The sequence below is a fragment of the Pseudothauera lacus genome (assembly GCF_003034845.1).
In the GTDB taxonomy this organism is placed as follows: Bacteria; Pseudomonadota; Gammaproteobacteria; order Burkholderiales; family Rhodocyclaceae; genus Pseudothauera; species Pseudothauera lacus.
This window is the reverse complement of record NZ_PZKC01000003.1, coordinates 22,085-41,899: the sequence shown is the minus strand read 5'-3', so window position 1 is coordinate 41,899 and position 19,815 is coordinate 22,085. Positions and strand designations below refer to the sequence as shown.

Genomic DNA, 19,815 nt, shown 5'->3' with positions numbered 1-19,815 from the left:
TCGGAGGTGTGGGTCAATCGGTGCCGAAGATACGCCCGGAGCCGGGCTCGTTGATCTTGCCATAGCCCGACACGCTGCGCTTGAGCAGCCCCACCGGGTTGGAGCCGATGCTGGCCAGACCATTGAGTTCAAGCTGCAGGAAGAGCGACTGGGTAACGCGGTCGGTGGTGGTAGCGAAACGGTGGGCGACGGCGCGGAACACCCAGCAGCCGCCATCGTACTCGATACCGGCGATGGCTTCGGTGACGCGGTTCTCACGGATCGAGCGGGTGACGCGGCCGACCCCGTACCAGCGCCCGCCCAGCGGCCACTGCGCCGAAACGTCGATGTCGCGCAGCACTCCGCGGGTCCAGCGGTAGTTCAGGTTGATCGCCTTGGCGTACTCGGGCTGCCAGCCAACGCCGAAATTGAAGCGCTCGGTCTGACTGTCGCGCGGGTTGTACTGCCAGGCGCTGTTAAGCGTCGTGGTCGCGGTAACGCGACCGCTGAGGGCGGCAAGAAAGTCGGTACGGCGGTCGATGCGCAAGGGCTCGCCGGGCAGGGCGACGCGCTGATCGGAGAAATAATGGCGCTGACCCACCGCCACGCGCAGGCGCTCGGCACCGTTGCGCGGATCGATCAGCCGCGAACTCAGCGCCACGGTGATCTGGTCGGCATCGGCGACACGGTCGCTGCCGCTGTAGGCGCTCTCGGAGAACATCTGCGCAAAGCTGAAGTCGTAGCGCGCGGTGTCGAACACCGGAATGTCATCCTGCTTGCGATCCGGCGCCTTGACGTAGAACACCCGCGGCTCGAGGGTCTGCTGGTAGGCATTGCCAAAATAGCTCGCCTCACGCTCGAAGATCAGGCCACTGTCGATGGAGAAGATCGGCACCGAGCGGGTGATCGAGGTCCGTCCGCCAGCGATGTAGGGATCGTCGAGGCGGTACTTGGTGTAATGCAGGCCGAGCTTGGGAATGATGAAGTAGCCCGATCGCTCGACAGGCAGCGAGACCTGCGGATAGAGCACCAGCCGGCTGCCATTGACGTAGCGGGTCTTCTCGGGGTGTTCGAAGTCGGTGTAATGGCTTTCCAGCGCCCAGGTGGTGCCGCCCGCCATCCCGGCGCGGTTGGCACTGAGGCGCAGTTCCGGCAGCTTGCGATAGGGTTCGTCGCCGGACAAGGTCTGGTAGCGCTGCACCAGCGCCGAAGCCGACCACCAGTCGGCGCCGTAGTAGTCGAGCCGGCCCTGGCGCAGCAGGTTGACCTTGGAAGCCACCGACACGCGCGAACTGAGATCCTCGAAATATTCGTCGTCCGACACCGCGTTGACATCGAGCGAGGCGTACAGACGGGAGGTAATGCGGTGCTGGTGCTGCCAGGCCCCGAGACTGCGCGATTCGCCGGAAACACGGTCATTGGCCAGCCACTCCGTGCGCAGCTCACCGGCGTGGTCCTCGCCGAGGTAGCGGAACTCGCCGCCCAGCTGCAGACCGCGGCGGCTCATGAAGCGCGGTGACAGGGTGGCATCGTAGTTGGGCGCAATGTTCCAGTAGTAGGGCTGGGTGATGTCGAGGCCGGTCTTGTTGGAGGTCCCCACGGTCGGCGCCAGCAAGCCGGACTGGCGGCGGCCGACGAGAGGAAACTCCGCCCACGGCACCCAAAGCATGGGTACGTCCTTGAACACCACGGTGCCGTGGCGCATGGTACCCACTTCGCTGTCGTAGTCGAGGTGCAGGTCGCGCGCCTTGACGTACCAGTCCGGGTCCTCGGGACGGCAGCTGGTCCAGGTTGCATTGCGCAGGCGGTACTGGTTCTCGCCCTCGAAATACAGCCCTTCGGCCTCGCCGCTGCCGGTGACCTCGCGCGGGGCCTCGCCGGCACGCGGATCGGAGCGTCGGGTGATGGCATAGCGGGGGGACTCGAACTCACCCGTGCGTGCACCGACGACGATACGCGCCGCCGGCCCGGTGATCTCGTCGGTACCCTGGGCGAGACGGACGTTGCCCTCGGCAATGGCCTCGTCGCTCACCTCCCGGTAGAGCAACCGGTCGGCGGTCAGCGTGATGTCGCCCCGCTGCAGCTCGGCCTCGCCATCGGCGACCAGTTCCACCGCACGCGTGCCGCGGATGCGCAGCGCCGAAACCTGGGTCGCCTCACGTTCGCCTGCAGCCGGCGCGGCTGCGGCAGTTTGCGTGCCTGGCGCGGGCAGCGGCGACGCGTCCTGCTCCTGCGCGGCAGGTGCCGCCGACACACTGTCGTCCAGTGGGCGTACCGGGCTCACCACTGCGGCCGCCGAGGCCGGCGCGGGTGCCAGTGCCGGTTGCGTGGGGACAGGGGTGGCCTGAGGCGCGCTCGGCGCGGGAGTGGGCGCGGCGGCGGCAGCTTGTCGTGACGGGGAGGCGACGGGCGCACGCGCCGGGGCCGGCTGGGGGGTCACGGCAGGCGCGGGCGTCCGCGCACGCACCAGATCTGGAGAGACGACCAGCGCGGGCATGCCGCCAGCCAGGGCGCTGCCCGACATGCAGCACAGCAACAGCGGAAGCAGCTTCATCCGCGTCTTCAAGCACAAGTCCGGCAAAACGCACCCCGTCCAAAAGTCGGCGCCGGCAAGGGCGCACGTGTTGGTCTTTGATAAACTTGCGGATTCTACACGAAGCCCCAGCGGAGCATTGTCTTGCATCGATTTGCCCAAATGCAGCACTGGCTGGCCGCGCAGTTGCCCGGCCAGGATTTCGAACTCGCCCCCGCTTCGGCGGACGCCAGCTTCCGCCGCTACTTCCGCGTCAGCTTCACCGACGGCAGCCCCTCGCGCATCGTCATGGACGCACCGCCCGAACACGAGGACTGCCGCCCCTGGCTGCAGGTCGCCGAACTGTTCGGTGCCAGTGGCGCCCATGTCCCGGAGGTGCTGGCGCGCGACGCCGAGCAGGGTTTCCTGCTGCTTTCCGACCTTGGCAGCCGCACCTATCTCGACGTGCTCACCGCGGACAACGCCCACGCCCTGTACGCGGACGCGCTGGGCAGCCTGGTCGCCATCCAGGCCGCCAGCCGCCCCGGGGTGTTGCCCGAGTACTCGCGCGAGCTGCTGATGCGCGAGCTGCAACTCTTCCCGGAGTGGTATGTGGCGCGCCACAAGGGCCACACCCTGGACGACGCCCAGCGCGCCATGCTCGACAAGGTATTCGCGCGCATCCTCGCGGTGAACCTCGACGAGCCCAAGGTCTTCGTGCACCGCGACTACCACTCGCGCAACCTGATGTATCTGGAGGACGGCCGCAACCCCGGCATCATCGACTTCCAGGACGCGGTGTACGGCCCGCTCAGCTACGACCTCGCCTCGCTGTTCAAGGACGCCTACATCCGCTGGGAAGAGGATTTCGTCCTCGACCTGCTGGCGCGCTACTGGGACGCCGCGCGCAAGCTCGGCCTGCCGGTGCGCGAGCACTTCGCCGACTTCCACCGCGACTTCGAGTGGATGGGCGTGCAGCGCCACCTCAAGGTGCTGGGCATCTTCGCCCGCCTCTACCACCGCGACGGCAAGGACGGCTACCTGAAGGACATGCCGCTGGTGATGGACTACCTGCGCCGCGCCTGCCGCCGCTATGGCGAGCTCGCCCCGCTGCTGCGGCTGCTCGACCAACTAGACCCCGAGCCGGTCGAGTTCGGCTACACCTTCTGAGCCCGCCGATGCGCGCGATGATCCTGGCTGCCGGGCGCGGCGAACGCATGCGCCCGCTCACCGACAATTGTCCCAAGCCGCTGCTCGCGGCCGGCGGCAAGCCGCTGATCGTGCATCACATCGAACGCCTGCGCGCGGCCGGCATCACCGAGCTGGTGATCAACCACGCCCACCTCGGCGCCCAGCTGGAGGGCGCGCTGGGCGACGGCAGCGCGTTCGGCGTGCACATCGCCTGGTCGCGCGAAGGCACGGCGCTGGAAACCGCCGGCGGCATCCGCCAGGCCCTGCTCCTGCTCGGCGAGCAGCCCTTCCTGGTGATCAACGGCGACGTCTATTGCGACGCCGATCCCGCGCTGCTCGCCGCCGCAGCACACCGGCTCGCCGCGACCGGCGATCTGGCCCATCTGCTGCTGGTACCCAACCCCGACCACCACCCGGACGGCGACTTCGCCCTGACCGCCGGCCGCGTACAGGAGCAGGGCAGCGCACGCTTCACCTTCTCCGGCCTGGGCGCCTACCACCCGGCGCTGTTCGCCGACCTGCCCGCCGGCCAGCCCGCCCGGCTCGCTCCACTGCTGCGCAGCGCGATGGCCGCAGGGCGCGTCTCCGGCGCACTGCACACCGGCTACTGGCTGGATGTCGGCACCCCGGCGCGCCTCGCCGAACTGGACCGCCATCTCGCCGTCGAAGCACAACACCGCGCATAATCCCCGCCATGAACGCGCCCACCGAACACGTCCTCGACATCACCCCCTTCCGCGCCCGCCGCGAACGTCTGCTGGCCCGCATGCACGCGCTGGGCGGCGGCGTTGCCATCCTGCCCACCGCGCCGGAACGCACGCGCAACCGCGACGCCCACTACCCCTACCGGCACGACAGCTACTTTTACTACCTCACCGGCTTCCGCGAGCCGGAAGCGGTGGTGGTGCTGGTGGCCGGCACCGAGGACCGCAGCGTCCTGTTCTGTCGCGCCAAGGACGAGGAACGCGAGATCTGGGACGGCTACCGCTACGGCCCCGAGGCCGCGCAGGCCGCCTTCGGCTTCGACGAGGCGTGGACCATCGGCGACCTGGAGCGCCGCCTGCCCGACCTGCTCGCCAACCAGCCGGTGCTGTGGAGCGGCCTGGGCTATGACGGCGAATGGGACGGCAAGGTCATGGCCGCGCTCAACGCGGTGCGCGCCAACGCCCGCAGCGGCGTGGTGCCGCCGCACTCGGTACGCGACATCCGCGCCGAGCTGGACGAAATGCGCCTGATCAAGGACGACTTCGAACTGGCCACCATGCGCCGCGCCGCCAGCATCTCGGCCGGCGCCCACCGCCGCGCCATGGCCGCCACCCGCCCGGGGCGCTTCGAATACGAGATCGAAGCCGAACTGCTGCACGCCTTCCGCGCCGCCGGCAGCCAGGCTCCGGCCTACACCAGCATCGTCGCCAGCGGCCGCAACGCCTGCGTGCTGCACTATGTCGAGAACGACTGCCGCATGGCCGACGGCGACCTGCTGCTGATCGATGCCGGCTGCGAGCTCGACGGCTACGCCTCCGATATCACCCGTACCTTCCCGGTCAATGGCCGCTTCTCCGGCCCGCAGCGCGACATCTACGAACTGGTGCTCGCCGCCCAGGGCGCCGCGAAGGCCGCCATCCGCCCCGGTGCGCACTGGAACGAGCCGCACGAAGCCGCGGTGCGCGTGCTCGCCCAGGGTATGCTGGACCTGAAACTCCTCAGCGGCAGCCTCGACGGCGTGCTGGAAAACGGTGATTACCGCCGCTTCTACATGCACCGCACCAGCCACTGGCTGGGCATGGACGTCCACGACGCCGGCGAATACAAGCAGGACGGCGACTGGCGCCTGCTCGCACCGGGCATGGTGCTCACCGTGGAACCCGGCTGCTACATCCGACCGGACGACAAGGTGCCCGCAGCCTTCTGGAACATCGGCGTGCGCATCGAGGACGACGCCGTGGTCAGCGCAGACGGCTGCGAGTTCATCACCGAAGACGCCCCGCGCAGCGTGGCCGACATTGAGGCGGTGATGCGCGAGGCGCAGGCATGACGACCCACGACCTGCTGGTGGTCGGTGCCGGCCCGGTGGGCATGGCGCTCGCCCTCGCGCTCAAGGACAGCGGGCTCGACGTGGTGCTGGCCGACGCCCGCCCGGCCGAAGCCACCGCCGCCGACCCGCGCGTGCTCGCACTCTCCCACGGCACCCGCCTCACGCTGGAGCGCCTGGGCGTGTGGCAGGCCCTGCCCGCCACGCCGATCGACACCATCCACGTTTCCCAGCAAGGCGGCTTCGGCCGCACGCTGATCCACGCCACCGACTACGGCGTGCCGGCCCTCGGCCACGTTGCGGCCGCCGGCGCACTGGCCGCAGCGCTGCGCCAGGCGATCGACCATGCGGGCATCAGCGTGCTGGACGAAACCGAGGTGCGCAGCCTCACTCCCGCCGACGACGGCGTCACCATCGAACTCGCCGGCCGCCATGCGGGCAGCCGCCGCGCCCTTCTGGCGGTGTGCGCCGAAGGCAGCATCAACGCCGACCCCACCGAGACGATGAGCCGCGACTACGGCCAGCACGCGCTGATCGCCATGGTGCATGCCACTGGCGCGGCACGCGGCACCGCCTTCGAGCGCTTCACCCCCGCCGGCCCGGTGGCCCTGCTGCCCTGCGGCGAGGCCTACGCCCTGGTCCATGTTGCGTCTCCGCAACAGGCCGACACACTGCTCGCGCTGGACGACAGCGCCTATCTGGCCCGCCTGCAGGCCCACCTCGGCACCCGCATCAGCCTCACCGCGGTCAGCGAACGCCTGCGCTACCCGCTCGGCCTGCGCGTGCGGCGCAGCCCGGTGGGGGCGCGTACCGTCTGGCTGGGCAATGCCGCCCAGACCCTGCACCCGGTGGCCGGCCAGGGTTTCAACCTCGCGCTGCGCGACGTCTGGGCGCTGGCCGATACCCTGCTGCGCCACCCCGGCGACCCCGGCGCACCCGCCACCCTGACCGCCTACGCCCGCAGCCGCAGCGCGGACCGTTTCGGCACGGTACGCTTCACCGACACCCTGGTACGCCTGTTCAGCAACGACCTGCCGCCGCTGCGTCATCTGCGCGGTGCCGGCCTGTTCGCCCTCGACATGCTGCCGCCGCTGCGCCACTTCGTCGCCAAGCGCATGATGTTCGGCGCCCGCGCCTGGCCCTGAACGAGCCTGGCCACCGACACGTGGCTCGCACCAGGACGCGGCACTACCCGGAAACGCTCAGCCCGCGCGAGCAAGCACCGCAGATTCCTGCCGGGCAGGGGACGCGGCGATTTCGGTACGCATGAGCCGTGGCCCGCGTCCCCTGCCCGGCCACCCCGTATCTCTCCCGCCTTCACCCGCCCCAGGATGGGCCTGCCCCCCGCACGCAAGCCCCCACCCCCTGCGCCGCATGGGGTAAAATGCCGCCCTTTCCCCCCACGCCCGACCGCCCCATGCAGTTCGCCGGTTTCACCCTGCGCAACAACCTTTTCGTCGCCCCCATGGCCGGGGTGACGGACCGTCCTTTCCGCCAGCTGTGCAAGAAGCTGGGGGCCGGACTCGCGGTGAGCGAGATGGTGACCTCCAACTCGCTGCTCTACGGCAGCGCCAAGACCCGCCGGCGGGCCAACCACGAGGGTGAGGTGGCGCCGATCTCGGTGCAGATTGCCGGCGCCGATCCGGCGATGATGGCCGAGGCGGCGCGCTACAACGCCGAGCGCGGCGCACAGATCATCGACATCAACATGGGCTGTCCGGCCAAGAAGGTGTGCAACGTGATGGCCGGCTCCGCGCTGATGCAGGACGAACCGCTGATCGCGCGCATCCTCGAAGCGGTGGTCAAGGCCGTGCCTGACACCCCGGTAACGCTGAAATTCCGCACCGGCTGGAACCGCGACAACAGGAACGCCCCCAGGGTCGCGCGCATCGCCGAGGAATCCGGCATCCGCGCCATCGCCATCCACGGCCGCACGCGCGCCGACCAGTACATGGGTGAGGCGGAGTACGACACCATTGCCCACGTGAAGACCCTGGTGAGCATCCCGGTGATTGCCAACGGCGACATCGACAGCCCGCAGAAGGCCAGGCACGTCCTCGACTACACCGGCGCCGACGGCGTCATGATCGGCCGTGCCGCCCAGGGCCGGCCGTGGATCTTCCGCGAGATCGAACACTACCTGGCCACCGGCGAACTGCTCGCCGCACCGCTGGTCAGCGAAATCCACCAGGTGTGCCGCGAGCACCTCGCCGATCTCTACGCCTTCTACGGCGAAGACACCGGCCTGAAGATCGCGCGCAAGCACATCTCCTGGTACACCAAGGGCCTGGTCGGCTCGGCGGCCTTCCGCCGCACCATGAACCAGCTGCCCACCATCCCCGCCCAGCTCGACGCGGTGGACGTCTTCTTCGGCCAACTTGCCGAGGCCGACGCCCGCCTGCGCTATGAAGAAGACCTCCCGCAGGAGCTCGCAGCATGAGCCGCAGCAACGACATCGCCGATTCCGTCCACCGCACCCTCGACCAGTACTTCCGCGACCTGGACGGCGAACGGCCGGCGGCCATCTACGAGATGGTGATCCGCAACGTCGAACGCCCGATGCTGGAATTCGTCCTGCGCCAGGCCGGCGGCAACCAGACCGCCGCAGCCGACATGCTGGGCATCAACCGCAACACCCTGCGCCGCAAGCTCACCGAATACGATCTGCTGTGATCGCCCGCGGCGCATGGCGCGCCGCGTCCCGTCTTTCCCACTTCCTGTTGCAGAGCTTCACATGACCGTCACCCAAGCCCTGATCAGCGTGTCCGACAAACGCGGCGTGCTCGAATTCGCCCGCGAGCTGTCCGCCCTTGGCGTCAAGCTGCTGTCGACCGGCGGCACCGCCGCGCTGCTGCGCGATGCCGGCCTCGCCGTCACCGACGTCTCCGAGCACACCGGCTTCCCCGAAATGCTCGACGGCCGGGTGAAGACCCTGCATCCCAAGGTGCATGGCGGCATCCTCGCGCGCCGCGACCTCGCCGAGCACATGGACACCATCGCCGCGCACGACATCAGCCGCATCGACCTGGTGGTGGTGAACCTCTACCCCTTCCAGGCCACCGTGGCGCGTCCGGACTGCACCCTGGAAGACGCCATCGAGAACATCGACATCGGCGGCCCGACCATGGTGCGCGCCGCGGCCAAGAACCACGGCAACGAGGCCGGCGGCGTGGGCATCGTCACCGACCCCGAGGACTACGCCGGCATCGTCGCCGAGCTCAAGGCCAACGCCAAGACGCTGTCGTACAAGACCCGCTTCGCGCTGGCGGTGAAGGCCTTCACCCACACCGCGCGCTACGACTCGGCGATCTCCAACCACCTCACCGCGCTGGTCAGCAACGAAGCCGGCGACGTGTCCAAGCAGGCCTACCCGGAGCGCTTCCAGCTCGCCTTCGACAAGGTGCAGAACCTGCGCTACGGCGAGAACCCGCACCAGAGCGCGGCGTTCTACAAGGAACCCAATGCGCCCGAAGGCGGCATCGCCAGCTACACCCAACTGCAGGGCAAGGAGCTGTCGTACAACAACATCGCCGACGCCGATGCGGCGTGGGAATGCGTGAAGGCTTTCGACAGGGACGTGGCACACTCGGCCTGCGTCATCGTCAAGCACGCCAACCCCTGTGGCGTGGCGCTCGGCGCCACCCCGCTGGAAGCCTACAAGAAGGCCTTCTCCACCGACCCGACCTCGGCCTTCGGCGGCATCATCGCCTTCAACGGCGAAGTCGACCGCGCCGCCGCCGAGGCGGTCTCGGCGCAGTTCCTCGAAGTGCTGATCGCCCCCGCCTACACCGCCGACGCGCTGGAACTGCTGCGCGCCAAGCAGAACGTGCGCGTGCTTACCTGCCCGCTCGGCAAGCCTGCCGGCGCGCTCGACTACAAGCGCGTGGGCGGCGGCCTGCTGGTGCAAAGCGCCGACGAAGCGCGCATCGCGCTCGCCGATCTCAAGATCGTCACCCAGCGTGCGCCCACCGAGGCCGAACTGCGCGACATGCTGTTCGCCTGGCGGGTGGCCAAGTACGTCAAGTCCAACGCCATCGTCTACTGCAAGGACGGCATGACCATCGGCGTCGGCGCCGGGCAGATGAGCCGGGTGGATTCCGCCCGCATCGCCAGGATCAAGGCCGAGAACGCCGGCCTGCAGATTGCCGGCTGCGTGGTCGCCTCGGACGCCTTCTTCCCCTTCCGCGACGGCCTCGACGTGCTCGCCCAGGCCGGCGCCACCGCGGTGATCCAGCCGGGCGGCTCGATGCGCGACGCCGAAGTGATCGCCGCGGCCGACGAGCAGAACATCGCCATGGTGTTCACCGGCTTCCGCCACTTCCGCCACTGATCGGAGCAGCCCCATGAAAGTCCTCGTCATCGGCTCCGGCGGACGCGAACACGCGCTGGCCTGGAAGCTCGCCCAGTCGCCCAAGGTCACCCGTGTGCTGGTCGCCCCCGGCAATGCCGGCACCGCACGCGAACCGCTGCTGGAGAACGTGCCGGTCAGCGCGATTCCCGATCTGGTACAGCTGGCCCTCGGCGAGCGGGTCGCATTCACCGTGGTCGGCCCCGAAGCGCCGCTCGCCGCCGGCGTGGTCGATGCCTTCCGCGCCGCCGCGCTGCCGGTGTTCGGCCCGGTGCAGGCCGCCGCCCGTCTGGAAAGCTCGAAGGACTTCGCCAAGCAGTTCATGATCCGCCACAACATCCCTACGGCGAAGTACCAGACCTTCGCGGATGCGGCGCAGGCACACGCCTACGTCGATACCGAGGGGGCGCCCATCGTCATCAAGGCCGACGGCCTGGCCGCCGGCAAGGGCGTGGTCGTCGCCATGACGCTGGAAGAAGCGCACGCGGCCATCGACATGATGCTGCTCGACAACAAGATGGGTGATGCCGGGGCGCGCGTCGTCATCGAGGAGTTCATGCAGGGCGAGGAAGCCAGCTTCATCGTCATGGCCGACGGCAAGAACGCCCTGGCGCTCGCCACCAGCCAGGACCACAAGCGCCTCAAGGACGGCGACGAAGGCCCCAACACCGGCGGCATGGGGGCCTATTCGCCCGCCCCGGTGGTCACCCCGGAGGTGCATGCGCGGGTGATGCGCGAGGTCATCCAGCCCACGCTCGCCGGCATGGCCGCCGACGGCAGCCCCTACACCGGCTTCCTGTATGCCGGCCTGATGATCGACGAGGCCGGCAAGCCGCGCGTGGTCGAGTTCAACTGCCGCATGGGCGACCCGGAAACCCAGCCCATCATGATGCGCCTGAAGACCGATCTGGCCGACCTGGTGGAAGCCGCCATCGCCGGCAGGCTGGATCAGGTCGAGGCCGAGTGGGACCGCCGCGTCGCACTGGGCGTGGTGATGGCCGCCGAAGCTTACCCGGACAGCCCGCGCAAGGGCGATCCGATCGCCCACCTGCCGGCCGACAGCGAGGACGTGCACGTCTTCCATGCCGGCACCATCGAACAGGACGGCCAGGTGCTCACCGCCGGCGGGCGCGTGCTGTGCGTCACCGCACTGGGTGACAACGTGCGCAGCGCACAGAAGGCCGCCTACGAGGTCGCCGACCAGATCCAGTTCGCCGGCCGCCAGTACCGCCGCGACATCGGCCACCGCGCCGTGGCCCGCAAGGGCTGAGGCGATGGCACTGGACACGCCTGACCTCGCACGGATCAAGGCCTACTTCACCGGCCTGCAGGCACGCATCGTCGGGCGCCTGGAGACCTTCGACGGCCAGACCTTCCGCGCCGACGCCTGGGAGCGCCCCGCCGGCGGTGGTGGCCTCACCCGGGTCATCGAGGAGGGCGACTTCTTCGAGCGCGGCGGGGTGAACTTCTCGCATGTGATGGGCGAGGCCATGCCGGCCTCGGCCACCGCGCACCGCCCCGAACTGGCCGGGCGACGCTTCGAGGCCATGGGCGTGTCGCTGGTCCTGCATCCGCGCAACCCCTACTGCCCGACGGTGCACATGAACGTGCGCTGCTTCGTCGCGCTGGCCGAGGGCAAGGATCCGGTGTGGTGGTTCGGCGGCGGCATGGACCTCACGCCCTATTACGGCAATGACGAGGACGTGCGCCACTTCCACGCCGCCTGCAAGGCAGCGGTACTGCCCTTCGGCGGTGAGGCGGAATACCGCCGGCTCAAGGACTGGTGCGACCGCTACTTCTTCCTCAAGCACCGCAACGAGCCGCGCGGCGTCGGCGGGCTGTTCTTCGACGACCTCGGCGCCGACGGCCAGACCTCCTTCGACACCGCCTTCGGCCTCACCCGCTCGGTCGGCGACGCCTTCCTCGACGCCTACCTGCCCATCGTCGAGCGCCGCCGCGACACGCCCTATGGCGAGCGCGAGCGCGACTTCCAGGCCTACCGCCGCGGGCGCTACGTGGAGTTCAACCTGGTGTTCGACCGCGGCACGCTGTTCGGCCTGCAGTCAGGCGGGCGCACCGAATCGATCCTGATGTCGCTGCCGCCCATCGTCAAATGGCGCTACGACTGGCAGCCGCAAGCCGGCAGCGCGGAAGCGCAACTCTACGAACGTTATCTCAGGCCGCAGGACTGGGTTTGAGAAAGACGGAAGCCGCTGTGAAGCGGCTTCCGTCTTTCGGCTTCAGGCCACGGTCGCGAGCGGCGCCGCCGCGCTGGGTGCGCCGGACACCTTGACCGCGGCGCGATAGTGGTCCTGCGCTTCGTCGGCACGCCCCAACTGCTCCAGCAGGCCGGCGAGCGCGAGGTGGGTCTCCACCGCCCCTTCGATGTTGAGCGAGGCTTCGAGATAGCTCTGCGCCTTGCCCCACAACTGCGCCTGCAGGCACAGGCGGCCGAGGGCCAGCAGCAGTCCGGCGTCGCGCGGATGCTGCTGCAGCCAGCCCTCAGCCTTCGCCAGACAGGCAACGGCATCATCCTCCCCACACAGGGCGTAGAGACGGGCGAGCGCTGAGTCCCACTCCTCCTCGAGAAGCTTCTCCAGTTTGCGGCGTGCCAGCGTACCCTGCCCGCCGGCCACCAGCAGCGGCACCGCACGTTCGACCATGCGGCGATCCTTCATCTCCGCGGCGGGGATGGCCTTCCAGTAGTCGGCCAGCGCCTTGCCGTCACCGGCGAGCTGGCGCAGGCGCTCGACGTGGGCGCGGCGCAGCACCGGCGCCACCTGTTCGTCGGAAAGGGCCTTGTGCTTGAAGAGCTGGCGGGCAAGCCTGAGCACTTCCTCCCAGCGCTGCAGCGCCGAAGCCACCCGCAGGGACAGGCGTAGCGCGGCGATGTGGCGGTGGCCGAGCTGGCGCAGGGTTTCCAGATGCGCAGCGGCGCTCTCGTAGTCGCGGTCCTCGACCGCCAGTTCGGCCTCACTCATCAGCCGCGCCGGGCGGGCCTCTTCGCCGGCATCGGCAACGCGTGCGATCCAGATCCGGTAGCGCGTCTCGTCACGCAGGGCGTGGGCGGCACGGGCGGCGACCAGCGCCGCCATTGCCGGGCTCTCGCCATTGTCGAAGGCCTTCTCGGCAAACTTGAGGGTCTGCGCGTAGCGGCCCTCGAAGAGGGTACGCAGGGCGTCACGCAGGGCACGGCCGGCGCGGTCACGCCGACGGCGCTCGCGGAAGGCGCCGACCACTCCCGGCAAGGCGAGCGTGCGACGGATCAGGCGCACCACCAGATAGCCCAGCACGAAGACCACCACCAGGCCGATGATGACCAGATTGAGGGACACCTGGACGCGGTAGGGCGGCACCACAACCAGCACGTAGCCCGTGTTGACGCTGGCCACGGTGGCCAGCCCGGCGGCGAGGGCGAAGATGCCGATCAACCAGATCAATGCACGCATCGGCGCTTCCTCAACGCTCGTCGGCAGCGCTGGTGCTGCCTGCCGCGGGCGGCGTCGCCACGACCCCGCCTTCGGCTGCGCGCGCCTGCAGCAGGCGCAACGCCGCCATGCTCTCGAGAGTGGTGATCTGCTCGGTCACCACCGGTGTGGCCTCCAGCGCCGCCAGATCGGCCACCGCGGCCTGCACGGCGGCGTCACGCAGATCGAAGAAGCGCTCCATCCAGCCCCGCGCCTGGGCGAGATCGGCGGCATAGGTGCGCCCGTCGCGCGCGAGCAACGCCAGGCGCGCGGTGAGCAGGCGGATCTTGACGTTCTCGCGCAGGAAGGTGCTCTGCGCCGGGGCCATCAGCACCGGCTCGGACTGGTCCAGGCGCTCCACCCGCACCAGGGTCTTGAGCTCGCGCCAGAGGTCGAGCCCGAGGGTGGCGAGGAAATCCAGCGGACGCGACTCGAAGGACGGCGCATCCGCCTCCGCTGCGGCGTCGCCGGCGACCTCCGCGGGCAACTCCCCGGCGTAGGCCAGCGGCAGCACGTCGACACGCTCCTGCAGGCGCTCAAGGCGCAGCGCGAGGCCCTGTACATCGACCTGCGGCAATGCCCGCAGGGCCTCGATGTCACGCCCGACGGCACGGCGCAGGGCGATCAGCTGCCCGCGGTCCTGCAGCGCAAGGCGGGCTTCGGCGCCCTGCAGGGCGATGAGCGCGGCCTCGACGTTGCCGGCAAGCTGCAGTTGCTGTCCGGCAATGGTCACCGCCTGCTCGATCTCGGCCATCACGCGGTCTTCGCGCGAGCGGGAAAATTCCTGGTAGAGCGCTTCGAGCGCGGCTGCCTGCCCCTCGGTGGCCGCAAGCTTGGCTTCCAGTGCTCCCAGCTTGCCCTGCTGCTGGATGAGGGTTTCCTGCTGCTGGCGGGCAAGCGTGCGCGCCTCATTGCCGATCCCCTCGACCGCTGCCAGCCGGCTGGCCAGTTCGTCGCGCAGGGACTTGCCCCCGGTGCCGGCCTGCCAGCCTTGCCAGAGGCCCAGCGCCCCCACAGCAAGGGCAAGCACGGCGAGGACAGCGGGCCACAACGATGCCCCGCGGCGGGCTGCCTGCGCCTCGCGGGCAGGCGGCGGTGCGGCAGCAGAGCCTGCGTCGGGGGCAGGGGGCGGAGTGGACTCTTCAGCCCCCTTGAGCGGCGGCTGGGTCAGCGCAGGGATCTCTTCTTTCATGGGTTCAGTTTACAGTGAAATGACGTTCAAGAGCCCCCAGCAAGCCGTCGTCCCCGGGGGCACAGGGGTGAACATCTGCAAAACCGGCCTGACGTGCCGCAGCGGCGATGCGTTCGTGAGAGGCGAACAGGGGCAAGGCCGCCACGGCCGCCGGCAGCGTGCCGCCGAGCAGACCGAGCAGGTTGCGCACCCCTTCGGTGCTGCTGAGGGTAAGGGCGTCGATCTCGCCGCGCTCGGCAAGCTCGCGCAGCACGGCGGGTTCGACCAGCGGCAGGGTGCGGCGGTAGCAGCTCAGGTAGTCGACCTGCGCGCCGCGCGCGCGCAGGGTATCGCCGAACAGCTCGCGCCCGCCATCGCCGCGCAGCACCAGTACGCGTTTGCCATCGATGGCCGACGGTGCGAAGGCCGGCAGGGCAAGCACGGCCTCGCTGTCATAACCTTCTGCGGGCGCGATCACCGTCGTCAGCCCATGACTGGCCAGCGCCCGCTCGCTACCCTTGCCGACCGTGGCGACGGCGAGCTGCGGCGGCCACGGACGCTGCGCGAGGATGACCTCCAGCGCATGCCTGACCGCATTCGGACTGACGAAGAAGACCACGTCGTAGTCCTCCAGACGACCCGCCAGTTCGCGCAGCGCAGAGGTATCGGCGAGCCCCTCGATCGCCATCACCGGGAAACGCACCGGCACGCCGCCGCGCGCGGCGATGGCCTCGCAAAGGGCATCGGCCTGCGCCGCGGGGCGGGTGACGACGATGCGCAGACCAGCAAGGGGAAGCGCGGCGGACGGGGACATGGCCAGCGCCGTCAGCCCAGCTCGGCGAGGATGTCGGCGGCGCCCTGGGCGCGCAACGCGTCGGCGAGCGTCTGGCCGAGCTGCTCCGCATCTGCCGGCGCGCCACTGCACTCGGCGCGCACCACGCGGCTGCCATCGGGCAGTGCGACGAAGCCGCGCAGGCACAATTGCCCGTCGCGGATCTCGCCATAGGCGCCCAGCGGCACCTCGCAGCTGCCTGCCAGTGCGCGCGCCACGGTGCGTTCGGCACGCACACAGGCGGACGTCTCGGGATCGTTGAGCGGTGCCAGCCAGGCCGCCACCTCCGGACGACCGGCGAGGCACTCGATGCCCAGGGCCCCCTGACCGGCCGCCGGCAGCGAGACCTCGGCAGGCAGAACACCGCGGATGCGTTCGCCCAGCCCGAGGCGCATCAGTCCGGCGGCGGCGAGGATGATGGCATCGTACTGGCCCTCGTCGAGCTTGCGCAGACGGGTATCGAGGTTGCCACGCAGACTGGTCACCGACAGATAGGGGTAATGCATGTGCAACTGCGACTCACGGCGCAGCGAGGAGGTCCCGACCACTGCCCCCGGCGGCATGTCTTCGAGACTGGCATAGCGGTTGGAGACGAAGGCGTCGAGCGGCACCTCGCGCGCCGAGATGCACGGCAGCGCGAAGGGCTCGCCCATCTCCATCGGCACGTCCTTCATCGAATGCACGGCGATATCGGCACGGCCGTCGAGCAGTGCGGTCTCCAGCTCCTTGACGAACAGCCCCTTGCCGCCGACTTTGGCCAGCGGGCGGTCGAGGATCTGGTCACCGCGCGTGGTCATGCCGAGCAACTCCACCTGGCAGGCGGGATACAATGCTTCGAGGCGGGCCTTGACGTGCTCGGCCTGCCACAGGGCGAGACGGCTCTCGCGGGTGGCAATGACGATGCGCGCGGGCGCGGGATGGGTGGCAGGGCCGGATTCGGTTCGGGTCACGATCGGGTAACTCATGCAAGGAGGACGGGACGGATGCCACAGAAGCGGCTGTGCTGCAGCGCCGCATCAGGGTTCACACCCATGGCGCGGAGGCTGATGGCGATTCTAGCATGTGCCCTGCTCGTCCCCGCCGGCAGCGCCGCCGCGCCACCGGGCCTGCCACCGGCAGCGGATCTGCAGCGCGACGGCCTGGCCATGGCGCGCAGCGGCCAGCCGCTGGTGGTTTTGTACAGCCAGAACGGTTGCGGCTGGTGCGAGCAGGCGCGCAGCTATCTGGTACCGATGGCTGCCGGCAGCGATGCCGCGGCGCTGTTCCGCCAGGTAGACCTCGATGCGGACACGCCGCTGACGGACTTCGGCGGCCAGCGCACCACCCAGCGCGCCTTCGCCGCGGCCCAGCAGGTGCGCTTCACGCCCACGGTGGTGGTCTACGGCCCGCGTGGCGAACGCATCGGCGAAGCCATCGTCGGCATGCGTCTGCCTGATTTCTATGCTCTCTACATCGAGCAGGCCATCGCGGTGGCCCGCGAACAACTCAAACCGCAGCACTGACCGCCCCGGACGCCCCGCCATGACCGACAACACCCTGCCCGCCAACGACAAGGACGCCCCCCTGCGCGAGGACATCCGCCTCCTCGGCCGCGTCCTCGGCGACACCGTGCGCGACCAGCAAGGCGAAGCCAGCTTCGCGCTCATCGAGCGCATCCGTCAGACTTCGGTGCGTTTCCGCCGCGATGAGGATCTCGAAGCCCGCCGCGAGCTCGAAGACCTCCTCGACGCCCTTGCGCGCGAGCAGACCATCCAGGTCGTACGCGCGTTCAGCTATTTCTCCCACCTCGCCAACATCGCCGAGGATCAGCACCACATCCGCCGCAGCCGCGCCCACCTCATCGCCGGCTCGGCGCCGCGTGCAGGCAGCCTGGCCTGCGCCCTCGAACGCCTCCGCGAGTGCCTTGGCGACGACACCGAGGCTGCCACCGGCGAGCTTCTCGGCAAGGCCGCGATATCGCCGGTGCTCACCGCCCACCCCACCGAGGTACAGCGCAAGAGCATCCTCAACTGCCAGACCGAGATCGCCCGCCTGCTCGACGAACGCGACCGCATCACCCTCACCCCCGCAGAACACCAGGCCAACGACGAGGCCCTGCGCCGCGCCGTCCTTACCCTGTGGCAGACGCGCATGCTGCGTCCGGCGCGCCTGTCGGTGGTCGACGAGGTCAACAACGGCCTGTCCTATTTCCAGACCACCTTCCTGCGTGAACTGCCGCGCCTCTATGCCAGTCTGGAAGACCAGCTCGGCGGCACCGAACTGCCCGCCTTCATGCAGGTTGGCAGCTGGATAGGCGGCGATCGCGACGGCAACCCCTACGTCACCGCCGAAGTGCTCGACCGCGCCTTCGCCCTGCAGGCTGCCACCGCGCTGGGCTTCTACCTCGACGAACTGCACGCCCTGGGCGCACAACTGTCGCTCGCCAGCGGACTGGTCAATGCCTCCGATGCCCTGCTGGCGCTCGCCGAAACCTCCGCCGACCATTCCCCGCACCGCAGCGACGAACCCTACCGGCGCGCCATTGCCGGCATGTATGCGCGCCTGGCGGCAAGCTGGAACGAACTGCTGGGCGGCCAGCCTCCGCGCCACGCCGTCGCTGCGGCGCAGCCCTACAGCGGCCCGGACGAGTTCGCTGCCGACCTCGACACCCTGCACCGTTCGCTGGTCGCCAACGGCTCGCAGGCCCTCGCCCGCGGCCGCCTGCGCCACCTGCGCCGCGCCGCGCGGGTGTTCGGCTTTCACCTCGCCCCCATCGATCTGCGCCAGAACGCCGACGTGCACGAGCGCGTGGTCGCCGAACTGCTCGCCTGCGCCAGCCCCGGCAGCGACTATCTCGCCCTCGACGAAGCGGCACGCTGCGAGCTGCTTCTTGTCGAACTGGCTACCCCGCGCCTGCTGGCCTCGCCGCACGTGCGCTACAGCGCCGAAACCAGCGGCGAACTGGCCATCTTCCATGCCGCCCGCCGCGCCCATCTGCGTTTCGGCAGCGCTGCCATCCAGAACTGCATCATCTCCAAGACCGCTGCGGCCTCCGACCTCCTCGAACTGGCGGTGCTGCTCAGGGAAGGCGGGCTGCTGCGCCCGCAGGAGCGGGCCCTGGACGTCAACATCGTGCCGCTGTTCGAGACCATCGGCGACCTGCGCAACGCCCCGGCGGTAATGGCGAAGCTCTTCGAACTGCCCCCCTACCGTGCCCTGATCGCCGCCCGCGGCGATCTGCAGGAAGTGATGCTGGGCTACTCCGACAGCAACAAGGACGGCGGCTTCCTGACCTCCGGCTGGGAGCTCTACAAGGCCGAGATCGAACTCGTCACCGTTTTCGCCCGCCACGGCGTGCGCCTGCGCCTCTTCCACGGCCGCGGCGGCTCCGTCGGACGCGGCGGCGGCCCCAGCTACCAGGCCATCCTCGCCCAGCCCGGCGGCGCCGTGCAGGGGCAGATCCGCCTTACCGAGCAGGGCGAGGTGATCGCCGCCAAGTACGGCAACCCCGAAGTCGGACGGCGCAACCTCGAAGTCCTACTCGCCGCCACACTGGAAGCCAGCCTTGGCAGCGGCGACGCCCCGGCCCCCGATCCGGCCTTCATCGACACCATGCAGGCACTTTCCGACAGCGCCTTCGCCGCCTACCGCGGACTGGTCTATGAGACACCCGGTTTCGAGGACTACTTCTGGCAATCCACGGTGATCAGCGAGATTGCCGAACTGAACATCGGCTCGCGCCCGGCATCGCGCAAGAAAGGCACCCGCATCGAAGACCTGCGCGCCATACCCTGGGTGTTCTCGTGGTCACAATGCCGACTCATGCTGCCGGGCTGGTTCGGCTTCGGCAGTGCCGTGCAGGACTGGCTGGCCCGCCACCCCGCCGACGGTCTCGCCGGCCTGCAGCGCATGCACCGCGAATGGTCCTTCTTCGCCACCCTGCTGTCGAACATGGACATGGTGCTGGCCAAGAGCGACCTCGCGATTGCCTCGCGCTATGCCGAACTGGTGCGCGACACCACCCTGCGCGACACCATCTTCGAGCGCATCCGCAAGGAGTGGCAAGCCACCGTGGACGCCCTGCTGGCGATCACCGGACAGAGCGAACTGCTCGACGGCAACCCGTTGCTGAAGCGCTCGATCCGCAACCGCTTCCCCTACCTCGACCCACTCAACCACGTCCAGGTCGAACTGCTGCGCCGCCACCGCGAGGTCCACGACGACGAGCGCATCCGCCTGGGCATCCACATCTCCATCAACGGCATCGCCGCCGGCCTGCGCAACAGCGGCTGAGCGGGGCTGTC

16 protein-coding genes are annotated in these 19,815 nt (G+C 69.4%); 11 read left to right on the top strand and 5 right to left on the bottom strand.

Annotated features, from left to right (window positions below):
* Nucleotides 1-13: 13 nt before the first annotated feature.
* A complete protein-coding gene (gene lptD / locus C8261_RS04100; protein WP_235864832.1) occupies nucleotides 14-2,533 on the bottom strand; it encodes an LPS-assembly protein LptD in 2,520 nt (839 codons plus the stop codon).
* 141 nt (nucleotides 2,534-2,674) lie between these two features.
* Between lptD and C8261_RS04095 the strand changes: the two genes are divergently transcribed.
* From C8261_RS04095 to hemF, 9 genes are all read left to right on the top strand, one after another.
* A complete protein-coding gene (locus tag C8261_RS04095; protein WP_219905140.1) occupies nucleotides 2,675-3,661 on the top strand; it encodes an aminoglycoside phosphotransferase family protein in 987 nt (328 codons plus the stop codon).
* A gap of 17 nt (nucleotides 3,662-3,678) precedes the next feature.
* Nucleotides 3,679-4,368, top strand: coding sequence for an N-acetylmuramate alpha-1-phosphate uridylyltransferase MurU (murU, locus tag C8261_RS04090; RefSeq protein ID WP_107492660.1), 690 nt, complete (start codon nucleotides 3,679-3,681; stop codon nucleotides 4,366-4,368).
* Between the two features lie 8 nt (nucleotides 4,369-4,376).
* On the top strand, nucleotides 4,377-5,717 hold the full coding sequence (pepP, locus tag C8261_RS04085; RefSeq protein ID WP_107492410.1) for a Xaa-Pro aminopeptidase: 1,341 nt from the start codon (nucleotides 4,377-4,379) through the stop codon (nucleotides 5,715-5,717).
* Nucleotides 5,714-6,859 carry an FAD-dependent monooxygenase gene (locus C8261_RS04080; protein ID WP_107492409.1) on the top strand — a complete coding sequence of 382 codons (1,146 nt, stop codon included), beginning with the start codon at nucleotides 5,714-5,716 and terminating at the stop codon, nucleotides 6,857-6,859. Before pepP ends, C8261_RS04080 begins: the two co-directional genes overlap by 4 nt.
* Nucleotides 6,860-7,131: 272 nt before the next feature.
* On the top strand, nucleotides 7,132-8,154 hold the full coding sequence (gene dusB / locus C8261_RS04075; RefSeq protein ID WP_107492408.1) for a tRNA dihydrouridine synthase DusB: 1,023 nt from the start codon (nucleotides 7,132-7,134) through the stop codon (nucleotides 8,152-8,154).
* On the top strand, nucleotides 8,151-8,387 hold the full coding sequence (locus C8261_RS04070; RefSeq protein WP_107492407.1) for a helix-turn-helix domain-containing protein: 237 nt from the start codon (nucleotides 8,151-8,153) through the stop codon (nucleotides 8,385-8,387). Before dusB ends, C8261_RS04070 begins: the two co-directional genes overlap by 4 nt.
* Before the next feature lie 61 nt (nucleotides 8,388-8,448).
* Nucleotides 8,449-10,044, top strand: a complete 1,596-nt coding sequence (purH, locus tag C8261_RS04065; RefSeq protein WP_107492406.1) for a bifunctional phosphoribosylaminoimidazolecarboxamide formyltransferase/IMP cyclohydrolase — start codon at nucleotides 8,449-8,451, stop codon at nucleotides 10,042-10,044.
* A gap of 13 nt (nucleotides 10,045-10,057) precedes the next feature.
* Entirely contained in the window at nucleotides 10,058-11,332 is a 1,275-nt protein-coding gene (gene purD, locus C8261_RS04060; RefSeq protein ID WP_107492405.1) for a phosphoribosylamine--glycine ligase, read from the top strand.
* 4 nt (nucleotides 11,333-11,336) lie between these two features.
* Nucleotides 11,337-12,260 (top strand): oxygen-dependent coproporphyrinogen oxidase, encoded by a 924-nt coding sequence (hemF, locus tag C8261_RS04055; protein ID WP_107492404.1) that lies wholly within the window; start codon nucleotides 11,337-11,339, stop codon nucleotides 12,258-12,260.
* Between the two features lie 42 nt (nucleotides 12,261-12,302).
* Here the strand turns inward: hemF and C8261_RS04050 are convergent, their stop codons facing one another.
* Genes C8261_RS04050 through hemC form a run of 4 tightly spaced genes read right to left on the bottom strand, consistent with a single transcriptional unit; the run spans nucleotide 12,303 to nucleotide 16,497 of the window.
* Nucleotides 12,303-13,511, bottom strand: a complete 1,209-nt coding sequence (locus tag C8261_RS04050; protein ID WP_107492403.1) for a heme biosynthesis HemY N-terminal domain-containing protein — start codon at nucleotides 13,509-13,511, stop codon at nucleotides 12,303-12,305.
* A 10-nt stretch (nucleotides 13,512-13,521) separates the two neighbouring features.
* Nucleotides 13,522-14,721: a uroporphyrinogen-III C-methyltransferase gene (locus C8261_RS04045; RefSeq protein ID WP_107492402.1), complete on the bottom strand. Its 1,200-nt coding sequence runs from the start codon at nucleotides 14,719-14,721 to the stop codon at nucleotides 13,522-13,524.
* Between the two features lie 4 nt (nucleotides 14,722-14,725).
* Nucleotides 14,726-15,514: a uroporphyrinogen-III synthase gene (locus C8261_RS04040; RefSeq protein WP_107492401.1), complete on the bottom strand. Its 789-nt coding sequence runs from the start codon at nucleotides 15,512-15,514 to the stop codon at nucleotides 14,726-14,728.
* A gap of 11 nt (nucleotides 15,515-15,525) precedes the next feature.
* Nucleotides 15,526-16,497, bottom strand: a complete 972-nt coding sequence (gene hemC / locus C8261_RS04035) for a hydroxymethylbilane synthase (protein WP_107492400.1) — start codon at nucleotides 16,495-16,497, stop codon at nucleotides 15,526-15,528.
* Between the two features lie 81 nt (nucleotides 16,498-16,578).
* Between hemC and C8261_RS04030 the strand changes: the two genes are divergently transcribed.
* Together C8261_RS04030 and ppc are read left to right on the top strand one after the other, a co-directional pair.
* Nucleotides 16,579-17,034, top strand: coding sequence for a thioredoxin fold domain-containing protein (locus C8261_RS04030; RefSeq protein ID WP_219905138.1), 456 nt, complete (start codon nucleotides 16,579-16,581; stop codon nucleotides 17,032-17,034).
* Between the two features lie 19 nt (nucleotides 17,035-17,053).
* On the top strand, nucleotides 17,054-19,804 hold the full coding sequence (ppc, locus tag C8261_RS04025; RefSeq protein ID WP_107492399.1) for a phosphoenolpyruvate carboxylase: 2,751 nt from the start codon (nucleotides 17,054-17,056) through the stop codon (nucleotides 19,802-19,804).
* Nucleotides 19,805-19,815: the final 11 nt, after the last annotated feature.

What these genes read in the sequence shown, in the direction of transcription:
- lptD (WP_235864832.1), bottom strand. Translation starts at nt 2,533, where the DNA reads ATGAAGCTGCTTCCGCTGTTGCTGTGCTGCATGTCGGGCAGCGCCCTG.
- C8261_RS04095 (WP_219905140.1), top strand. Translation starts at nt 2,675, where the DNA reads ATGCAGCACTGGCTGGCCGCGCAGTTGCCCGGCCAGGATTTCGAACTC.
- murU (WP_107492660.1), top strand. Translation starts at nt 3,679, where the DNA reads ATGATCCTGGCTGCCGGGCGCGGCGAACGCATGCGCCCGCTCACCGAC.
- pepP (WP_107492410.1), top strand. Translation starts at nt 4,377, where the DNA reads ATGAACGCGCCCACCGAACACGTCCTCGACATCACCCCCTTCCGCGCC.
- C8261_RS04080 (WP_107492409.1), top strand. Translation starts at nt 5,714, where the DNA reads ATGACGACCCACGACCTGCTGGTGGTCGGTGCCGGCCCGGTGGGCATG.
- dusB (WP_107492408.1), top strand. Translation starts at nt 7,132, where the DNA reads ATGCAGTTCGCCGGTTTCACCCTGCGCAACAACCTTTTCGTCGCCCCC.
- C8261_RS04070 (WP_107492407.1), top strand. Translation starts at nt 8,151, where the DNA reads ATGAGCCGCAGCAACGACATCGCCGATTCCGTCCACCGCACCCTCGAC.
- purH (WP_107492406.1), top strand. Translation starts at nt 8,449, where the DNA reads ATGACCGTCACCCAAGCCCTGATCAGCGTGTCCGACAAACGCGGCGTG.
- purD (WP_107492405.1), top strand. Translation starts at nt 10,058, where the DNA reads ATGAAAGTCCTCGTCATCGGCTCCGGCGGACGCGAACACGCGCTGGCC.
- hemF (WP_107492404.1), top strand. Translation starts at nt 11,337, where the DNA reads ATGGCACTGGACACGCCTGACCTCGCACGGATCAAGGCCTACTTCACC.
- C8261_RS04050 (WP_107492403.1), bottom strand. Translation starts at nt 13,511, where the DNA reads ATGCGTGCATTGATCTGGTTGATCGGCATCTTCGCCCTCGCCGCCGGG.
- C8261_RS04045 (WP_107492402.1), bottom strand. Translation starts at nt 14,721, where the DNA reads ATGAAAGAAGAGATCCCTGCGCTGACCCAGCCGCCGCTCAAGGGGGCT.
- C8261_RS04040 (WP_107492401.1), bottom strand. Translation starts at nt 15,514, where the DNA reads ATGTCCCCGTCCGCCGCGCTTCCCCTTGCTGGTCTGCGCATCGTCGTC.
- hemC (WP_107492400.1), bottom strand. Translation starts at nt 16,497, where the DNA reads ATGAGTTACCCGATCGTGACCCGAACCGAATCCGGCCCTGCCACCCAT.
- C8261_RS04030 (WP_219905138.1), top strand. Translation starts at nt 16,579, where the DNA reads ATGGCGATTCTAGCATGTGCCCTGCTCGTCCCCGCCGGCAGCGCCGCC.
- ppc (WP_107492399.1), top strand. Translation starts at nt 17,054, where the DNA reads ATGACCGACAACACCCTGCCCGCCAACGACAAGGACGCCCCCCTGCGC.